The organism is Lactococcus petauri (assembly GCF_002154895.1).
Classification (GTDB): domain Bacteria; phylum Bacillota; class Bacilli; order Lactobacillales; family Streptococcaceae; genus Lactococcus; species Lactococcus petauri.
This window is the reverse complement of record NZ_MUIZ01000003.1, coordinates 192250-207072: the sequence shown is the minus strand read 5'-3', so window position 1 is coordinate 207072 and position 14823 is coordinate 192250. Positions and strand designations below refer to the sequence as shown.

The following is a 14823-nucleotide window of genomic DNA, read 5'->3' as shown; positions in this document are numbered from 1 at the left end:
GCGCTCTTATTTATTAGGGATATGAAATCTACAAAAGAAATATTAAAATTTGCTCTCCCAGCCGTAGTTGAGAATTTTCTGCAGATGCTGGTGGGGATTAGTGATACCTTTTTAGTCACCCGAATTGGACTCACAGCTGTAGCCGGTGTGTCACTAGCCAATAATATTATCACCGTTTATCAGGCCGTTTTCATAGCTTTAGGGACAATTTTATCAAGCTTCCTTGCACGTGAAATGTCAAAGAAAATGGTGAACGCAGGGGTAAAGCTCACTGCATTACTGGGAGGGACTATTGGGATTCTTACGGCTCTTTTTGCACAAGCTCTCGTGCGCTTTTTTGGCGGGCGTGGGGATGTAGCGACTTTAGGTCAAGAGTACCTCCTTTTGGTTGGTGGGACAATTATTTTGCTGGCTTTAATGACCAGTTTTGGAGCCATTATAAGAGCAAATGGGGACAGCCGTACACCCATGTATGCGAGTCTCTTTACCAATATTTTAAATATCGCTCTCTCAGCCCTTTTGATATTTGTTTTTCATATGGGAATTATGGGAGCTGCCTTAGGAGCAATCTTTTCGAGGGGCGTAGCGCTTCTGTATCTCTGGAAAAAACTCAAAGATAAGGATTTACAACCTACGAAAAACTTTTTCTCTGAAAAAATCAGTAGAGAACTGATCTTTTTAACAATTCCGGCCGCTGGTGAACGTTTGGCGATGCGTCTAGGAGATTTGGTAATCATGGTGCTGATTATTGCTCTTGGAAATCGGGTTTTTGCAGGAAATGCGATCGGCGAAAGTATTACTCAGTTTAACTATATGCCGGCATTCGGTTTAGCTACCGTAACAGTTATTTTGGTGGCTCAAGAGTTTGGACAACATAACTATGGAGCCATTCAGTCATATATTAAAAGAACCTACTGGCTAGCGACAGGGATGATGTTGAGTATTGGTTTGCTTCTTGTCTTAGTTTCTACATCATTAAGTAATCTTTTTACGACAGACACTGTCGCTATAGCTTCAAGTAACACAGTTATCCTCTTTTCTTTTTTGGCAACTTTTTTTGTCACTGGAACGACCACTTATACGGCGGCTTTTCAAGGAATAGGTAATGCAAAACTTCCTTTATATACAACAATTATCGGGATGCTTATTATACGTGTGGGTCTCGGTTATATTCTAAGTCAAACATTTACCTTGGGCTTAGAAGGCATCTGGTTTGCCGTGCTTGCAGATAATTTTTTCCGCTTTGTCTTTTTAAAATTCAATTTTGATAGGAAAGTTAGAACTTTTCTTACACATTAAAAACCTCTATTATAATAGAGGTTTTTAATGTGTAATGTTATTTTGAAAGTTCTTTTTCTTTCAAAAGGTCACGGATTTCACGCAGAGTATCTAATTCATCGTTAGAAACAATTTCTTCTTGTTCTTCTTTCTTAGGGAAAAGCTTGTTGATGGCTTTTATGAGAATGAAGATGACAAAGGCTGTAATCAAGAAGTTTAAAACATCATTTAAGAAAGCCCCATAAGCAAAAGTTGCACCAGCAACCTTAACTGACATTTGTGTCAAAGCGCCATCTTGAACAAAAAGACCAATAAGTGGGTTGATAAGGTTATTTACCAAAGAAGTGACAATGGCCGTAAAAGCAGCACCAATGATAACCCCAACTGCCAAATCTAAAACATTACCACGTAAAATAAATTCTTTGAATTCTTTAATCATAAGTTCTCCTATATTAATTAATATGTATTTATTACTATTATATAGTATTTCTAAAGCCATGTGAATTATTCTGTCGCAAAATATTCACGTAAAGTAAGGGCTAGAAGTAAAAGAGAAGACATATGAGTGAGCTAAAAATAAATTAAATAAAAAGGTATTATGCTCTTGACAAGACAAAGTCGCTTTGGTAGAATAGATAGGTGCTGTAAAAATTACAGTATTAGCGACGAAGCGAGAGGTTGCGACACACCCGAAAGTATTGCCATACTTCAGTGTCGGTTTTCCCGCTGAGCTAGCCTATTAACAAATAGACGAAGGAGAAAAAATGGCAACTAAAAAAATCCGTATCCGCCTCAAAGCATACGAACACCGTATCCTTGACGCTGCTGCTGAAAAAATTGTAGAAACTGCAAAACGTACAAACGCAGAAGTAAGTGGCCCAATCCCACTTCCAACTGACCGTAGCGTCTACACAGTTATCCGCGCGACTCACAAATACAAAGACTCTCGCGAACAATTTGAAATGCGTACACACAAACGTTTGATCGACATCATCGAACCAACACAAAAAACTGTTGATTCATTGATGAAACTTGATCTTCCAAGTGGCGTAAACATCGAAATTAAATTATAAGAAAGGTAATTCTCATGTCAAAAGGAATCTTAGGGAAAAAAGTGGGAATGACTCAAATCTTCACAGACAACGGTGAATTAATCCCCGTAACTGTGATCGAAGCAACTCCGAACGTTGTGCTTCAAACTAAAACTGTCGATACAGACGGTTATGAAGCTGTTCAAGTTGGTTTCGATGACAAACGTGAAGTTTTGTCTAACAAACCTGCCAAAGGTCATGTAGCTAAAGCTAACACAGCTCCTAAGCGCTTCATTCGTGAATTCAAAGGAATCGAAGGCTTAGAAGTTGGATCAGAAATTAAAGTTGATACTTTCGAAGCTGGAGATGTCGTTGATGTTACCGGTACTTCTAAAGGTAAAGGTTTCCAAGGACCAATCAAACGTTGGGGTCAATCACGCGGGCCAATGGCTCACGGTTCACGTTACCACCGTCGTCCTGGTTCAATGGGTCCTGTTGCGGCTAACAAAGTTCCTAAAGGTAAACGCCTTGCGGGACGTATGGGTAACAAAAAAGTTACTGTACAAAACCTTGTTATCGCACAAGTACTTCCAGAACAAAACGTTATCCTTGTAAAAGGTAACGTACCTGGATCTAAAAAATCATTGATCGTTATTAAATCAGCGATCAAATCTAAATAATAAGGAAAGGAGATAGATTATAATGGCAAAAGTATCATTATTTAAACAAGACGGCACACAAGCTGGTGAAGTAACACTTAACGATGCAGTATTTGGTATCGAACCAAACGAAACTGTAGTATTTGATGTCGTTCTTTCACAACGTGCTAGCCTCCGTCAAGGTACACACGCTCATAAAAACCGTTCACTCGTATCTGGTGGCGGTAAAAAACCATGGCGTCAAAAAGGAACTGGACGTGCCCGTCAAGGTTCAATCCGCTCACCACAATTCCGTGGTGGTGGTACTGTCTTCGGTCCTAACCCACGTAGCTATGCTTACAAACTTCCACAAAAAGTACGTCAGTTGGCTCTTAAATCAGCTTACTCACAAAAAGTTATCGACAACACACTCTTGGCTGTTGACGAGTTGAACTTCTCAGCACCAAAAACTAGCGAATTCGCTAAAGTTCTTGAAGCTCTTTCAATCGAACGTAAAGTGCTTGTTGTTCTTCCTAACGAAGGTAACGAATTCGCAGAACTCTCTGCTCGTAACCTTAAAAACGTGAAAGTATCAACTGCTAGCTCAGTAAGCGTACTTGATCTTGTAAACACTGACAAAGTTCTTGCTACTCAAGCAGCTCTGTCTCAAATTGAGGAGGTTCTTGCATAATGTCTCTTTATGACGTAATCCGTAAACCAATTATTACAGAAGCTTCTATGCAAGCAATGGATCAAAAGAAATACACTTTTGAAGTAGATGCTCGCGCACACAAACTCCTTATCAAACAAGCTGTTGAAGCAGCATTTGAAGGTGTTCAAGTTGCATCTGTAAACACAATCAGCGTTAAGCCTAAAGCTAAACGTGTTGGTCGTTACACAGGTTTCAAACCTGGCTACAAAAAAGCAATTATCACTTTGACTGAAGGTTCAAAATCTATTGATATCTTCGGCGAAGACGCAGAATAATAGAGGAGGAAAATCGTGGGAATTAAAGTTTACAAACCTACCACAAACGGTCGTCGTAACATGACTGGTAGCGATTTTGCAGAAATCACTACAAGTACTCCTGAAAAGAGCTTGCTTGTAAGTCTTAGCAAAAACGCTGGTCGTAACAACCTTGGCCGCATTACAGTACGTCACCACGGTGGCGGACACAAACGTAAATACCGTTTGATCGACTTCAAACGTACAACTGATAACGTAAAAGCTAAAGTTGCTACAATCGAATACGATCCAAACCGTTCAGCTAATATTGCCCTTATCGTATACGAAAATGGTATCAAATCATACATTCTTGCACCTAAAGGTCTTGAAGTTGGTATGACAGTTGTATCTGGTCCTGAATCAGATATCAAAGTTGGTAACGCATTGCCACTTGCTAACATTCCAGTTGGTACTTTGATCCACAACATCGAGATGAAACCTGGTAAAGGTGGACAACTCGTACGTTCAGCTGGTACATCTGCACAAGTACTTGGTACAGAAGGTAAATATACACTCGTTCGTCTTCAATCAGGCGAAATGCGTATGATTCTTTCATCTTGTCGTGCTACAGTTGGTACAGTTGGTAACGAACAACACAACTTGATCAACTATGGTAAAGCGGGTCGTACACGTTGGCGTGGTATCCGTCCAACAGTTCGTGGTTCTGTAATGAACCCGAATGATCACCCACACGGTGGTGGTGAAGGTAAACAACCTGTTGGTCGTAAATCACCAATGACTCCATGGGGCAAACCAGCTCTTGGTCTCAAAACACGTAATAAAAACGCACGTTCTAACAAACTTATTGTTAAACGTATCAACGATAAATAATTTTGCAGCATAAGGCAAGCTTTACTTTTGTTAAAAAAGTTAAGTTTGTATCTGTGCGTAAGATATTTTATTGAGATGCCTTCTCGGCGTCTTGCTAAAATTGATAAATCTTGTCAACTTTAGTAAGATGTCGAGAAGATATCTATATAAATCATCCGCCAACCTGGCCCTAGTAGCCAGCGTGGTATCAAATTTAAAGGAGAACTCAAAAACATGAGTCGTAGTCTTAAGAAGGGGCCTTTCGCTGACGAGCATTTGATGAAAAAAGTCGAAGCTCAAGAAAACGCCGAAAAGAAATCAGTGATCAAAACTTGGTCACGCCGTTCTACAATCTACCCTAACTTTGTAGGACTTACAATTGCTGTTTACGATGGTCGCAAACACGTTCCCGTTTATGTTCAAGAAGATATGGTTGGACACAAATTAGGTGAATTTGCACCAACTCGTACATACCGTGGTCACGCTGCTGACGACAAGAAAACTAGACGTTAATAGGAGGAGAACAAAATGGCAGAAATCACTTCAGCTAAAGCAACTGCAAAAACAGTTCGCGTTTCACCTCGTAAAACTCGTCTTGTTACAGACTTGATTCGTGGTAAACGTGTTGCGGATGCAATCGCAATCTTGAAATTCACACCGACTAAAGGTGCTGCAGAAGTTCTTAAAGTAATGAACTCAGCTATCGCTAATGCAGAAAACAACTTTGGTCTTGAAAAAGCTAACTTGGTAGTTAGCGAAACTTTCGTCAACGAAGGACCAACAATGAAACGTTTCCGTCCACGTGCGAAAGGTTCAGCTTCACCAATCAACAAACGTACTAGCCACATTACAGTAGTAGTGGCTGAGAAAGAATAAGGAGGTAAAATCGTGGGTCAAAAAATTCATCCAATTGGTATGCGTGTTGGCGTTATTCGCGACTGGGATGCCAAATGGTATGCTGAGAAAGAATATGCGGATTACCTTCACGAAGATTTGGCAATTCGCCAACTCGTTCAAACAAAACTTGCTGATGCTTCAGTTTCACTTATTGAAACTGAACGTGCTGTAAACAAAGTTATCGTTACTTTGCACACTGCAAAACCAGGTATGGTTATCGGTAAATCTGGTGCTAATGTTGATGCACTTCGTGCAGACCTCAACAAACTCACTGGTAAACAAGTTCACATCAACATCGTTGAGATCAAACGTCCTGACTTGGATGCTCACTTAGTTGGTGAAGGAATTGCTAAACAACTTGAAGCACGTATCGCTTTCCGTCGTGCTCAAAAACAAGCTATCCAACGTGCTATGCGTGCAGGAGCTAAAGGTATCAAAACTCAAGTATCTGGTCGTTTGAACGGTGCGGACATCGCCCGTGCAGAAGGATACTCTGAAGGTACAGTTCCACTCCACACATTGCGTGCGGATATCGACTATGCTTGGGAAGAAGCAGACACTACTTACGGTAAACTCGGCGTTAAAGTTTGGATCTACCGTGGTGAAGTTCTCCCAACTAAAAAATCTGTGAAAGGAGAAAATTAATCCATGTTAGTACCAAAACGTGTAAAACACCGTCGTGAATTCCGCGGTAAAATGCGTGGCGAAGCTAAAGGCGGTAAAGAAATCGCATTCGGTGAATTTGGTCTTCAAGCGACTACTTCTCACTGGATCACTAACCGTCAAATCGAAGCAGCCCGTATTGCTATGACTCGTTACATGAAACGTAACGGTCAAGTTTGGATTAAAATCTTCCCTCATAAATCTTACACAGCCAAAGCTATTGGTGTGCGTATGGGTTCAGGGAAAGGTGCTCCTGAAGGTTGGGTATCACCAGTTAAACGTGGTAAAATCATGTTTGAAATTGCTGGTGTAAGTGAAGAAGTAGCACGTGAAGCTTTGCGTCTTGCATCTCACAAACTTCCAGTCAAGACTAAATTTGTAAAACGAGGTGACGCAGAATGAAATTGAACGAAACAAAATCACTTCTCAAGGATCTCCGCGCTTTGTCAATCGACGAATTGGCTACACGCGAAGCTGAATTGAAAAAAGAATTGTTTGAACTTCGTTTCCAAGCTGCAGCTGGTCGTCTCGAAAACACAGCGAAACTTGACGAAGTGAAGAAAACAATTGCACGTGTTAAAACTGTGCAACGCGAATTGACTAAATAGATCGGGAGAAATACATAAATGGAACGTAATCAACGTAAAGTTTATCAAGGCCGCGTGGTTTCAGACAAAATGGATAAAACTATCACAGTTGTCGTAGAAACTAAACGTAACCACCCAGTCTATGGTAAACGCATTAACTACTCTAAAAAATACAAAGCTCATGACGAAAACAATACTGCCAAAACTGGTGATATCGTACGTATCATGGAAACTCGTCCTCTTTCAAAAGACAAACGTTTCCGCTTGATCGAAATCGTTGAAGAAGCTGTAATTATCTAAGCTAACTAGGAGGAAAAAAGCATGATTCAAACAGAAAGCCGTTTGAAAGTTGCAGATAACTCTGGTGCCAAAGAAATCTTGACTATCCGTGTACTCGGTGGTTCAAGCCGTAAATTCGCTGGTATTGGTGATGTTATCGTAGCTACAGTAAAATCAGCTGCCCCTGGTGGAGCTGTTAAAAAAGGTGAAGTTGTTAAAGCTGTTATCGTTCGTACTAAATCTGGTGCTAAACGTCCTGATGGATCTTACATCAAATTTGACGAAAATGCAGCAGTTATTATCCGTGACGATAAAACACCTAAAGGAACACGTATCTTTGGCCCAGTAGCTCGTGAACTTCGCGAAGCTGGTTACATGAAGATTGTTTCTTTGGCACCTGAGGTTCTCTAATATTTAGAGGATGTCGAAATAGCGGGAGAGTATCCCGCTATTGATGTCAAAATCAACAAAAGGAATTTTATTCCACATTTATAAATCCACTTCTATCATAGATAGAAATAGTCCCCTACATGTAGGGTGCCCAGAGGGCGTAAGAAAGGAATATCAAATGTTTGTAAAAACTGGAGATACTGTAAAAGTTATCGCAGGCAAAGACCGCGGTACAACAGGTAAAGTGATTAAAGCTTTGCCAAAAATGAACAAAGTCATCGTTGAAGGTGTTGCTATCATGAAGAAACACCAAAAACCAGACGCTGTTAATCCAAACGGCGCTATCCTTGAAATCGAAGCACCTATCCACGTTTCTAACGTACAAGTGCTCGACAAAAACGGTGTAGCTGGTCGTGTTGGTTATAAAGAAGTTGACGGCAAAAAAGTTCGTTTCAACAAAAAATCAGGCGAAGTCCTAGACTAAGACGGGAAGGAGAAAGAATATGACTAATCGTTTAAAAGAAAAATACTCTAACGAAGTAGTACCAGCATTGACTGAAAAATTCGGTTACACTTCAATTATGGCAGTGCCAAAAGTTGAAAAAATCGTGCTTAACATGGGTGTTGGGGATGCAGTAAGCAACTCTAAAAACCTTGACAAAGCCGTTGCTGAATTGGCTTTGATCTCTGGTCAAAAACCGTTGATTACTAAAGCTAAAAAATCAATCGCGGCTTTCCGTCTTCGTGAAGGTCAAGCTATCGGTGCGAAAGTAACTCTTCGTGGCGAACGCATGTACGAATTTTTGGATAAACTCGTAACTGTTTCTCTTCCACGTGTACGTGACTTCCACGGTGTATCAAACAAAGCGTTTGATGGACGCGGAAACTACACACTTGGTGTGAAAGAACAATTGATCTTCCCAGAAATCTCATACGATGATGTTGATAAAGTACGTGGTTTGGATGTTGTTATCGTAACAACTGCGAACACTGACGAAGAATCACATGAATTGCTTGCTAAACTTGGCATGCCGTTTGCTAAATAATAGGATAGGAGAATAACTAATGGCTAAGAAATCTATGGTTGTTAAAAACCAACGCCCTGCAAAATTCTCAACGCAAGCCTACACTCGTTGCGAACGCTGCGGACGCCCACATTCAGTTTACCGCAAATTTAAACTTTGCCGTATCTGTCTTCGTGAGTTGGCTTACAAAGGTCAACTTCCAGGCGTTAAGAAAGCATCTTGGTAATTTGAAATTGATATAAAAAGGGCATTTCAGAAGCTTAGCTTATTGCCCATGCAATCTCCACGGGGGATTGTGGTTCTAACAGAAAAAAACACTTTCTCATTTGAGGAAGTTTTTTTGTTTTCAAAAATATCTTTATTACAATATTGTTTCTTAATGAAATTAAAATAAGATATACTTAAATATAAGTGAAAAATAAATAAAAACATGAATGCAATCTGGAGATTTTGTGATGACCATCTACGACATTTTTTTCTTATTAGGCGGTTTGGGCCTTTTCTTATACGGTATGAGCTTGATGAGTGATGGTTTAAGCTTGATTGCCGGTTCTCAACTGAAAAAGATCTTACAGCGTTTGACACGTAATAAATGGTTCGGCGCTTTTTTAGGTTTTATCATCACCGCGGTCATTCAGAGTTCTACAGCGACAACAGTTATGGTTTTAGGATTTATTGATTCGTCATTGATGAATTTGAGCCAGGCTGCAGGAATTATTATGGGGGCCAATGCTGGAACGACCATAACAGGCATTTTATTTACATTTAATATTCAAGACATTGTTCCCTTTGTCATTTTTATAGGCACGATTGCCATGCTGTTTATGAAACGTAAGGCTTTCAATCACATGGGAATGATCTTGCTAGGGTTTGGGCTCTTATTCTTAGGGCTAAATCTGATGAGTGTATCCATGGTTCCTTTAAGAGAAGCACCTCTCATGGCGGAACTGTTTACTCATACGCAAATGCCTCTTGTAGGTTTATTGGTTGGTTTTGCTGTTACTGCTTTAATTCAAAGTTCAACTGCTTCAGTAGGTATTTTGCTGACGATGGTTGCCGCAGGTATTGTGGTGGATTTACATCAAGCTATATTTATTCTGTATGGGTTTAATGTGGGGACTGTTGTGACCACTCTTCTTGCATCAATCCGTGGAAATAAAATAGCCAAGCAGGCTGCGATGGTCCATGTCTGGTTTAATATTATTGGAGCGCTCATCTTCACAGCTTTGACTATTTTACCTTTCGGTTTTGTCAGCCTCATTCAGAATACTTCTGAAAGTATTGCCCTGCAACTAGTTTATGCTCATATTATTTTTAATGTTGCAACACTTTTTATTTTGTTACCACTTTCGAAATTTATTATTCAGTTGGCGGAAAAGTGTGTTAAAAATGCACCAGATGATACAGCGCACCTGAAACTAAAATTTATTGATCGAAGGTTACTCCGCACACCAGAGATTGAAGTTGAGCAGATCCTTAAAGAAATTCAAAGAACATTTGAACTTGTGCAAGAGGATTTTGCCGAAGGAATGAATGTTCAACGTAGAGAAAAAAATAGCACGAGTCTTATAAATGAACCTTTGATTAACTACTTGGTACAGGAGATTAATCGGGCACTTGTCAATCTTAATACAGTTGAGCTAAAGGATAAATATGCTATTTCTGTCGGAAGGGCATATAAAATTATAAATTATTTGGCCCAGATTGAGGCATATACCAAAGATATCGTGTTGACACTGAATGTTTACGATTACTCGGAGGAGGAAGAGGACAAGGAAAAAAATGAATTGGCCATTAAGCTAGTCATGGAGTCTATCGTACCATTAATAGAGAGTATGCTCGATCAAGTTTTTACATTCCTTAAAGATAAACAACATCAGGAAGAAGAAACAATACTGGATGAGATTAAAAAGTTAGAGCGAGAAATTCTTAATCTTACTCAAGTCAATAGAGATTTACTACGATCAGACTTTGAAGATATTCGAATTCTTAACAATTTACGAAAAATAAGTACGGATATCCTCCATATCGCAGAAGTATTGAATTATAAAGTGTAAAAAAAGCAGTACGAAGAGTACTGCTTTAAAATCAAGTTTTTAACAGATTGAAAAGAGAATTGTAATTGTTTTTTGTCATAAATTTTTTGAGTAAAGGGCCGCTTGGGACCAAAGAACTTTTCAAGGTGTCTTCAACATGATTGAGTGATTAACTACGGTCTTAGTATACTATAAAGTTAAGGATAGGTAAAATGAATCTTTTTGATAGTTATAATTATATATATTAATTAATTATTTGAAGTTTTGATTATATTTAATAATTCTTTGTATTAAATAGATTTATTTTACAAATTAAAAAGAAAGCTCTACAATGTTTATAGAAAAAGCACAGATATTATAAAGGAGAAAAAATGATTACTATCTACTATCGCAACTCTTGTTTATCCAGTAGAAAGGCGATAAATTGGCTGAATGAACATCATATCCCTTATCGAAAATGTACGATAGATTGTGTGAGCTGTGAAGACTTGTCGTATATGCTTCGACTAACTGAAAATGGTATTGATGATATCGTGAAGTCGACGAAGCGTTGCACAGAGGATTTGCACCGAAAAATTCTTCAGCTCCAACAGATGCATTTTAATGAGGCAGTCGTTTATCTCAGCGAAAATTTTGAAGTGTTACAGACACCTTTGATTGTTGATCATAATAAATTTTTAGTGGGCTATCATTCCGAAAACATTCGGCAGTTTGCTCCACGCTATTATCGGATGAGCAGTATTTTTCTACATCAGTATAAACGCCAAATTTAATTAAATAAATTAATATCTATCATTAAATTAATTCATTTTACAAATGTCTAATTATGGCTTAATATAGAGATAGAGAAATAATACAGAAGGAAGTGTAAATATGCAAGTAACAAATAGAAAAGTAGTCGTTGTTGGAACAGGATTTGTCGGGACAAGCATTGCTTATTCGATGATTAATCAAGGAATTGTTAATGACCTTGTGCTGATTGATGTGAATCAGGAAAAAGCTGAGGGGGAAGCTTTGGACCTCCTTGACGGAATTGCTTGGGGTCAAGAAAATGTAAATGTCAAATCTGGCGGTTATGAAGAATGTAAAGATGCAAACGTAGTTGTCATTACAGCAGGGATTAATCAAAAACCAGGACAAACACGGTTAGAACTTGTAGATACAAATGCTAAAATAATGAAATCTATTGTGGATGAGGTAATGATGTCTGGTTTTGATGGCGTCTTTGTTATTGCCTCTAACCCTGTAGATGTTCTGACTTACTGTGCTTGGAAAGCTTCAGGTCTACCAGCTTCTAGGGTTGTTGGAACAGGAACAACCTTAGATACGACACGTTTTCGTAAAGAACTCGCGACAAAACTTGAGATAGATCCTCGAAGTATCCACGGTTATATTATTGGTGAACATGGGGATTCAGAAGTTGCGGTATGGTCACATACGACGGTTGGTGGTAAACCAATTCTTGAATTTATCGTGCAAAACAATCGCTTAGAAGTTGGCGATTTACAAACTTTATCAGACAAGGTAAAAAATGCCGCTTATGAAATTATTGACCGTAAAAAGGCGACTTATTATGGTATCGGAATGAGTACAGCTAGGATAGTAAAAGCCATTCTAAATAATGAACAAGCAGTTCTTCCTGTTTCATCATACCTAGAAGGTCAATATGGTGAAGAAGGTATCTTCACTGGTGTTCCATCCGTCGTAAATCAAACTGGCGTAAGAGAAATTATCGAATTAAATATTGATGCATACGAACGTAAAGCTTTTAAAAACTCCGTTAAACAGTTGCGTGAAGTGATTCAGTCACTAGAAAGTCAAGAATGAATCTGATTATAGGAAAAAATGGTTTGTTGGGACGGGAACTTTGCTTACGGTTTGATAGAGAAAAAATTCCTTATCTGGCTACGGGGTCACACGAGCTAGATATCACCGATAAAGTTGCAGTTGATGCGTATTTTTCTCATCATAAACCACAAATTATTTATCTTTGTGCAGGCTATACTGCAGTCGAAAAAGCAGAACAAGAAGAGCGACATTTAGCCGAGCAGGTCAATGCTGTCGGTACCGAAAATATTGCACAAGCAGCTGAGAATGTGGGAGCATTATTACTTTATGTCTCCACTGATTATGTCTTCAGCGGCAACTTAGAGCTTGGGAAAGAATGGGAAGTAGACGATGTTCCACACCCACAAACCCACTATGGTTATACAAAACTATTGGGTGAAAATGCTGTGCAGAAAAACACTACTAAACATTATATTATTCGTACAAGCTGGCTTTTTGGATGCTACGGTAATAATTTTGTCTCCACTATGAAAAATAAAGCCAAGAATAAAGATGATCAAGTAATTATGGTCGTCAATGATCAATTTGGTTGCCCAACTTGGACCAGAACATTAGCTGATTTTATGATTTACTTGGTACAGCATAAACCAAAATATGGTATTTATCATCTGTCCAACGCAAAAGTTGAAACCGAAAATATTTCTTGGTTTAAATTTGCAAAATATATTTTGCACCAAGAAGAAGTCAAGCTTTTACCCCTTGCTACAGTAGAGCTTGAATCAAATGTAAAACGCCCTTACAATTCCACATTGAGTATAAAGAAAACAGAAGCTATTGGTTTTTCAGTGCCAACCTGGCAAGAAGCTTTAAATACTATGCAGAGGTTAGAAAATGGAGAATAGATGATGGAAATTCTTATTATTTTGATCTTATTAAGTTTCCTTGTCTTTAAAATATTTTCTTTTTCCAAAACCTCGGTTCTTCAGGAAAAAACGGAAGAGAAAGAAGAATAACTCTTTAATCGAGATATCTTTATTAATGAAAAAACACAGCTATATTTTAGAAGCTGTGTTTTTTATCTTTCAAAAATTAAATGGAGGAAGAAACACCCGAGCCTATTGACACGAGAGAAATAATTTGATAAACTATATAAGTTCGGTCTTTTTAAAAAGACCTCATTAATTTGAAAGTGGGATTGAACAAACCCAAACTACAAATAAGGAGAAATTACATTATGGTAATGACAGACCCAATTGCAGACTTCCTCACACGTATCCGTAACGGAAACATGCGTCGTTTCGAAGTTGTTGAAGCACCTGCTTCAAAAATCAAACGTGAAATCGCAGAAATCCTCAAAGCTGAAGGTTATGTGAAAGACGTTGAGTACGTTGAAGATAACAAACAAGGTGTTATCCGTGTATTCTTGAAATACGGAAAAAACAACGAAAAAGTTATCACTAACTTGAAACGTATCTCTAAACCAGGTCTCCGTGTTTACGTTAAATCTGACGAAGTACCACGCGTACTTAACGGACTTGGTACAGCAATCATCTCAACTTCTGAAGGCGTTGTAACTGACAAAGCTGCACGTTCTAAGAACATCGGTGGTGAAGTTCTTGCTTACATCTGGTAATCCTTTACCCGTAAGCTGAAAGTATTATAATTGTGAAAACAGGTAGTAGAAATACTCTTGATAATTTAACAGAAAAGGTAAAAAAACATGTCACGTATTGGTAATAAAGTCGTTGTTTTGCCAGCTGGTGTAACAGTTGAACAAAATGGCGCAACAGTAACAGTTAAAGGCCCTAAAGGCGAATTGACTCGTACATTTGCAGAAGCAATCACAATGGAAATCAATGGTTCTGAAGTAACATTCAAACGTCCAGATGATTCTAAAGAAATGAAAACTATCCACGGAACAACTCGTGCAAACTTCAACAACATGGTTGTTGGTGTTAGCGAAGGTTTCCGTAAAGAACTCGAAATGATCGGGGTTGGTTACCGTGCACAACTTCAAGGTTCAAAACTTGTATTGGCTGTTGGTAAATCTCACCCAGACGAAATCGAAGCTCCAGCAGGAATCACTTTCGAAGTTCCAGATGCTACACACATCAACGTTTCAGGTTCAGATAAAGAAGTTGTTGGTCAAACAGCTGCTTACATCCGTAGCCGTCGTTCACCAGAACCTTATAAAGGTAAAGGTATTCGTTACGTTGGCGAATTCGTACGTCGTAAAGAAGGTAAAACTGGTAAATAATCTCTTTGAGATTATGATCCGTCATTTGGTGAATGTAAGTTTGCCAAAATTCTGTACAGACAGAAACTTCCCGCTTGCATTTTTTGCAAGAAAATCGATGGCAGAAACTATCGAAATATAAAATATTTAAAGAGGTAGA

Annotated in this window: 23 protein-coding genes; 22 read left to right on the top strand and 1 reads right to left on the bottom strand. The window is 38.7% G+C overall.

The window, feature by feature from the left end:
• Window positions 1-21 precede the first annotated feature (21 nt).
• Window positions 22-1299: an MATE family efflux transporter gene (locus BZZ03_RS06040; RefSeq protein WP_046401055.1), complete on the top strand. Its 1278-nt coding sequence runs from the start codon at window positions 22-24 to the stop codon at window positions 1297-1299.
• Window positions 1300-1336: 37 nt separating this feature from the next.
• On the opposite strand, the gene mscL is transcribed toward BZZ03_RS06040, so the two are convergent.
• A complete protein-coding gene (mscL, locus tag BZZ03_RS06035) occupies window positions 1337-1717 on the bottom strand; it encodes a large-conductance mechanosensitive channel protein MscL (protein ID WP_019291438.1) in 381 nt (126 codons plus the stop codon).
• Window positions 1718-2042: 325 nt separating this feature from the next.
• Between mscL and rpsJ the strand changes: the two genes are divergently transcribed.
• The 21 genes from rpsJ to rplF all read left to right on the top strand — a co-directional run bounded on the left by rpsJ (window position 2043) and on the right by rplF (window position 14684).
• Window positions 2043-2351, top strand: coding sequence for a 30S ribosomal protein S10 (gene rpsJ / locus BZZ03_RS06030; RefSeq protein ID WP_003129973.1), 309 nt, complete (start codon window positions 2043-2045; stop codon window positions 2349-2351).
• A 14-nt stretch (window positions 2352-2365) separates the two neighbouring features.
• Window positions 2366-2989 (top strand): 50S ribosomal protein L3, encoded by a 624-nt coding sequence (gene rplC / locus BZZ03_RS06025; RefSeq protein WP_003133737.1) that lies wholly within the window; start codon window positions 2366-2368, stop codon window positions 2987-2989.
• Between the two features lie 22 nt (window positions 2990-3011).
• On the top strand, window positions 3012-3638 hold the full coding sequence (rplD, locus tag BZZ03_RS06020; protein ID WP_003133739.1) for a 50S ribosomal protein L4: 627 nt from the start codon (window positions 3012-3014) through the stop codon (window positions 3636-3638).
• Window positions 3638-3934 carry a 50S ribosomal protein L23 gene (locus BZZ03_RS06015; RefSeq protein WP_003134519.1) on the top strand — a complete coding sequence of 99 codons (297 nt, stop codon included), beginning with the start codon at window positions 3638-3640 and terminating at the stop codon, window positions 3932-3934. Before rplD ends, BZZ03_RS06015 begins: the two co-directional genes overlap by 1 nt.
• A 15-nt stretch (window positions 3935-3949) precedes the next feature.
• Complete coding sequence (gene rplB / locus BZZ03_RS06010; RefSeq protein WP_017368757.1) at window positions 3950-4783, top strand: 50S ribosomal protein L2; 834 nt, start codon at window positions 3950-3952, stop codon at window positions 4781-4783.
• A gap of 213 nt (window positions 4784-4996) precedes the next feature.
• Window positions 4997-5275: a 30S ribosomal protein S19 gene (gene rpsS / locus BZZ03_RS06005; RefSeq protein ID WP_003133742.1), complete on the top strand. Its 279-nt coding sequence runs from the start codon at window positions 4997-4999 to the stop codon at window positions 5273-5275.
• Window positions 5276-5290: 15 nt separating this feature from the next.
• On the top strand, window positions 5291-5638 hold the full coding sequence (gene rplV, locus BZZ03_RS06000; protein ID WP_003133743.1) for a 50S ribosomal protein L22: 348 nt from the start codon (window positions 5291-5293) through the stop codon (window positions 5636-5638).
• A 12-nt stretch (window positions 5639-5650) separates the two neighbouring features.
• Window positions 5651-6304: a 30S ribosomal protein S3 gene (rpsC, locus tag BZZ03_RS05995; RefSeq protein WP_003133744.1), complete on the top strand. Its 654-nt coding sequence runs from the start codon at window positions 5651-5653 to the stop codon at window positions 6302-6304.
• A gap of 3 nt (window positions 6305-6307) precedes the next feature.
• Window positions 6308-6724 (top strand): 50S ribosomal protein L16, encoded by a 417-nt coding sequence (rplP, locus tag BZZ03_RS05990; RefSeq protein ID WP_003133745.1) that lies wholly within the window; start codon window positions 6308-6310, stop codon window positions 6722-6724.
• Window positions 6721-6930, top strand: a complete 210-nt coding sequence (gene rpmC, locus BZZ03_RS05985; protein ID WP_003133747.1) for a 50S ribosomal protein L29 — start codon at window positions 6721-6723, stop codon at window positions 6928-6930. Before rplP ends, rpmC begins: the two co-directional genes overlap by 4 nt.
• 18 nt (window positions 6931-6948) lie before the next feature.
• On the top strand, window positions 6949-7209 hold the full coding sequence (gene rpsQ, locus BZZ03_RS05980; protein WP_003133748.1) for a 30S ribosomal protein S17: 261 nt from the start codon (window positions 6949-6951) through the stop codon (window positions 7207-7209).
• A 21-nt stretch (window positions 7210-7230) separates the two neighbouring features.
• Window positions 7231-7599 (top strand): 50S ribosomal protein L14, encoded by a 369-nt coding sequence (gene rplN, locus BZZ03_RS05975; protein WP_003133749.1) that lies wholly within the window; start codon window positions 7231-7233, stop codon window positions 7597-7599.
• Window positions 7600-7756: 157 nt separating this feature from the next.
• A complete protein-coding gene (gene rplX / locus BZZ03_RS05970) occupies window positions 7757-8062 on the top strand; it encodes a 50S ribosomal protein L24 (protein WP_003133750.1) in 306 nt (101 codons plus the stop codon).
• A 19-nt stretch (window positions 8063-8081) separates the two neighbouring features.
• Window positions 8082-8624 (top strand): 50S ribosomal protein L5, encoded by a 543-nt coding sequence (gene rplE, locus BZZ03_RS05965; RefSeq protein ID WP_003133751.1) that lies wholly within the window; start codon window positions 8082-8084, stop codon window positions 8622-8624.
• A gap of 19 nt (window positions 8625-8643) precedes the next feature.
• Complete coding sequence (locus BZZ03_RS05960) at window positions 8644-8829, top strand: type Z 30S ribosomal protein S14 (protein ID WP_003129946.1); 186 nt, start codon at window positions 8644-8646, stop codon at window positions 8827-8829.
• Between the two features lie 229 nt (window positions 8830-9058).
• A complete protein-coding gene (locus BZZ03_RS05955; protein WP_086582772.1) occupies window positions 9059-10660 on the top strand; it encodes a Na/Pi cotransporter family protein in 1602 nt (533 codons plus the stop codon).
• Between the two features lie 350 nt (window positions 10661-11010).
• Window positions 11011-11412 (top strand): ArsC/Spx/MgsR family protein, encoded by a 402-nt coding sequence (locus tag BZZ03_RS05950; RefSeq protein ID WP_061413881.1) that lies wholly within the window; start codon window positions 11011-11013, stop codon window positions 11410-11412.
• A gap of 100 nt (window positions 11413-11512) precedes the next feature.
• Window positions 11513-12466, top strand: coding sequence for an L-lactate dehydrogenase (locus BZZ03_RS05945; RefSeq protein WP_086582771.1), 954 nt, complete (start codon window positions 11513-11515; stop codon window positions 12464-12466).
• Window positions 12463-13329: a dTDP-4-dehydrorhamnose reductase gene (gene rfbD, locus BZZ03_RS05940; RefSeq protein ID WP_086582770.1), complete on the top strand. Its 867-nt coding sequence runs from the start codon at window positions 12463-12465 to the stop codon at window positions 13327-13329. The genes BZZ03_RS05945 and rfbD overlap by 4 nt, the downstream gene beginning before the upstream one ends.
• Before the next feature lie 332 nt (window positions 13330-13661).
• Window positions 13662-14060, top strand: coding sequence for a 30S ribosomal protein S8 (gene rpsH / locus BZZ03_RS05935; protein WP_003133755.1), 399 nt, complete (start codon window positions 13662-13664; stop codon window positions 14058-14060).
• 87 nt (window positions 14061-14147) lie between these two features.
• A complete protein-coding gene (rplF, locus tag BZZ03_RS05930) occupies window positions 14148-14684 on the top strand; it encodes a 50S ribosomal protein L6 (protein ID WP_019291431.1) in 537 nt (178 codons plus the stop codon).
• Window positions 14685-14823: the final 139 nt, after the last annotated feature.

Bases quoted from the DNA above. Each gene is read 5' to 3' on its own strand.
- BZZ03_RS06040 (WP_046401055.1), top strand. From the start codon at position 22: ATGAAATCTACAAAAGAAATATTAAAATTTGCTCTCCCAGCCGTAGTT.
- mscL (WP_019291438.1), bottom strand. From the start codon at position 1,717: ATGATTAAAGAATTCAAAGAATTTATTTTACGTGGTAATGTTTTAGAT.
- rpsJ (WP_003129973.1), top strand. From the start codon at position 2,043: ATGGCAACTAAAAAAATCCGTATCCGCCTCAAAGCATACGAACACCGT.
- rplC (WP_003133737.1), top strand. From the start codon at position 2,366: ATGTCAAAAGGAATCTTAGGGAAAAAAGTGGGAATGACTCAAATCTTC.
- rplD (WP_003133739.1), top strand. From the start codon at position 3,012: ATGGCAAAAGTATCATTATTTAAACAAGACGGCACACAAGCTGGTGAA.
- BZZ03_RS06015 (WP_003134519.1), top strand. From the start codon at position 3,638: ATGTCTCTTTATGACGTAATCCGTAAACCAATTATTACAGAAGCTTCT.
- rpsS (WP_003133742.1), top strand. From the start codon at position 4,997: ATGAGTCGTAGTCTTAAGAAGGGGCCTTTCGCTGACGAGCATTTGATG.
- rplV (WP_003133743.1), top strand. From the start codon at position 5,291: ATGGCAGAAATCACTTCAGCTAAAGCAACTGCAAAAACAGTTCGCGTT.
- rplP (WP_003133745.1), top strand. From the start codon at position 6,308: ATGTTAGTACCAAAACGTGTAAAACACCGTCGTGAATTCCGCGGTAAA.
- rpmC (WP_003133747.1), top strand. From the start codon at position 6,721: ATGAAATTGAACGAAACAAAATCACTTCTCAAGGATCTCCGCGCTTTG.
- rpsQ (WP_003133748.1), top strand. From the start codon at position 6,949: ATGGAACGTAATCAACGTAAAGTTTATCAAGGCCGCGTGGTTTCAGAC.
- rplN (WP_003133749.1), top strand. From the start codon at position 7,231: ATGATTCAAACAGAAAGCCGTTTGAAAGTTGCAGATAACTCTGGTGCC.
- rplX (WP_003133750.1), top strand. From the start codon at position 7,757: ATGTTTGTAAAAACTGGAGATACTGTAAAAGTTATCGCAGGCAAAGAC.
- rplE (WP_003133751.1), top strand. From the start codon at position 8,082: ATGACTAATCGTTTAAAAGAAAAATACTCTAACGAAGTAGTACCAGCA.
- BZZ03_RS05960 (WP_003129946.1), top strand. From the start codon at position 8,644: ATGGCTAAGAAATCTATGGTTGTTAAAAACCAACGCCCTGCAAAATTC.
- BZZ03_RS05955 (WP_086582772.1), top strand. From the start codon at position 9,059: ATGACCATCTACGACATTTTTTTCTTATTAGGCGGTTTGGGCCTTTTC.
- BZZ03_RS05950 (WP_061413881.1), top strand. From the start codon at position 11,011: ATGATTACTATCTACTATCGCAACTCTTGTTTATCCAGTAGAAAGGCG.
- BZZ03_RS05945 (WP_086582771.1), top strand. From the start codon at position 11,513: ATGCAAGTAACAAATAGAAAAGTAGTCGTTGTTGGAACAGGATTTGTC.
- rfbD (WP_086582770.1), top strand. From the start codon at position 12,463: ATGAATCTGATTATAGGAAAAAATGGTTTGTTGGGACGGGAACTTTGC.
- rpsH (WP_003133755.1), top strand. From the start codon at position 13,662: ATGGTAATGACAGACCCAATTGCAGACTTCCTCACACGTATCCGTAAC.
- rplF (WP_019291431.1), top strand. From the start codon at position 14,148: ATGTCACGTATTGGTAATAAAGTCGTTGTTTTGCCAGCTGGTGTAACA.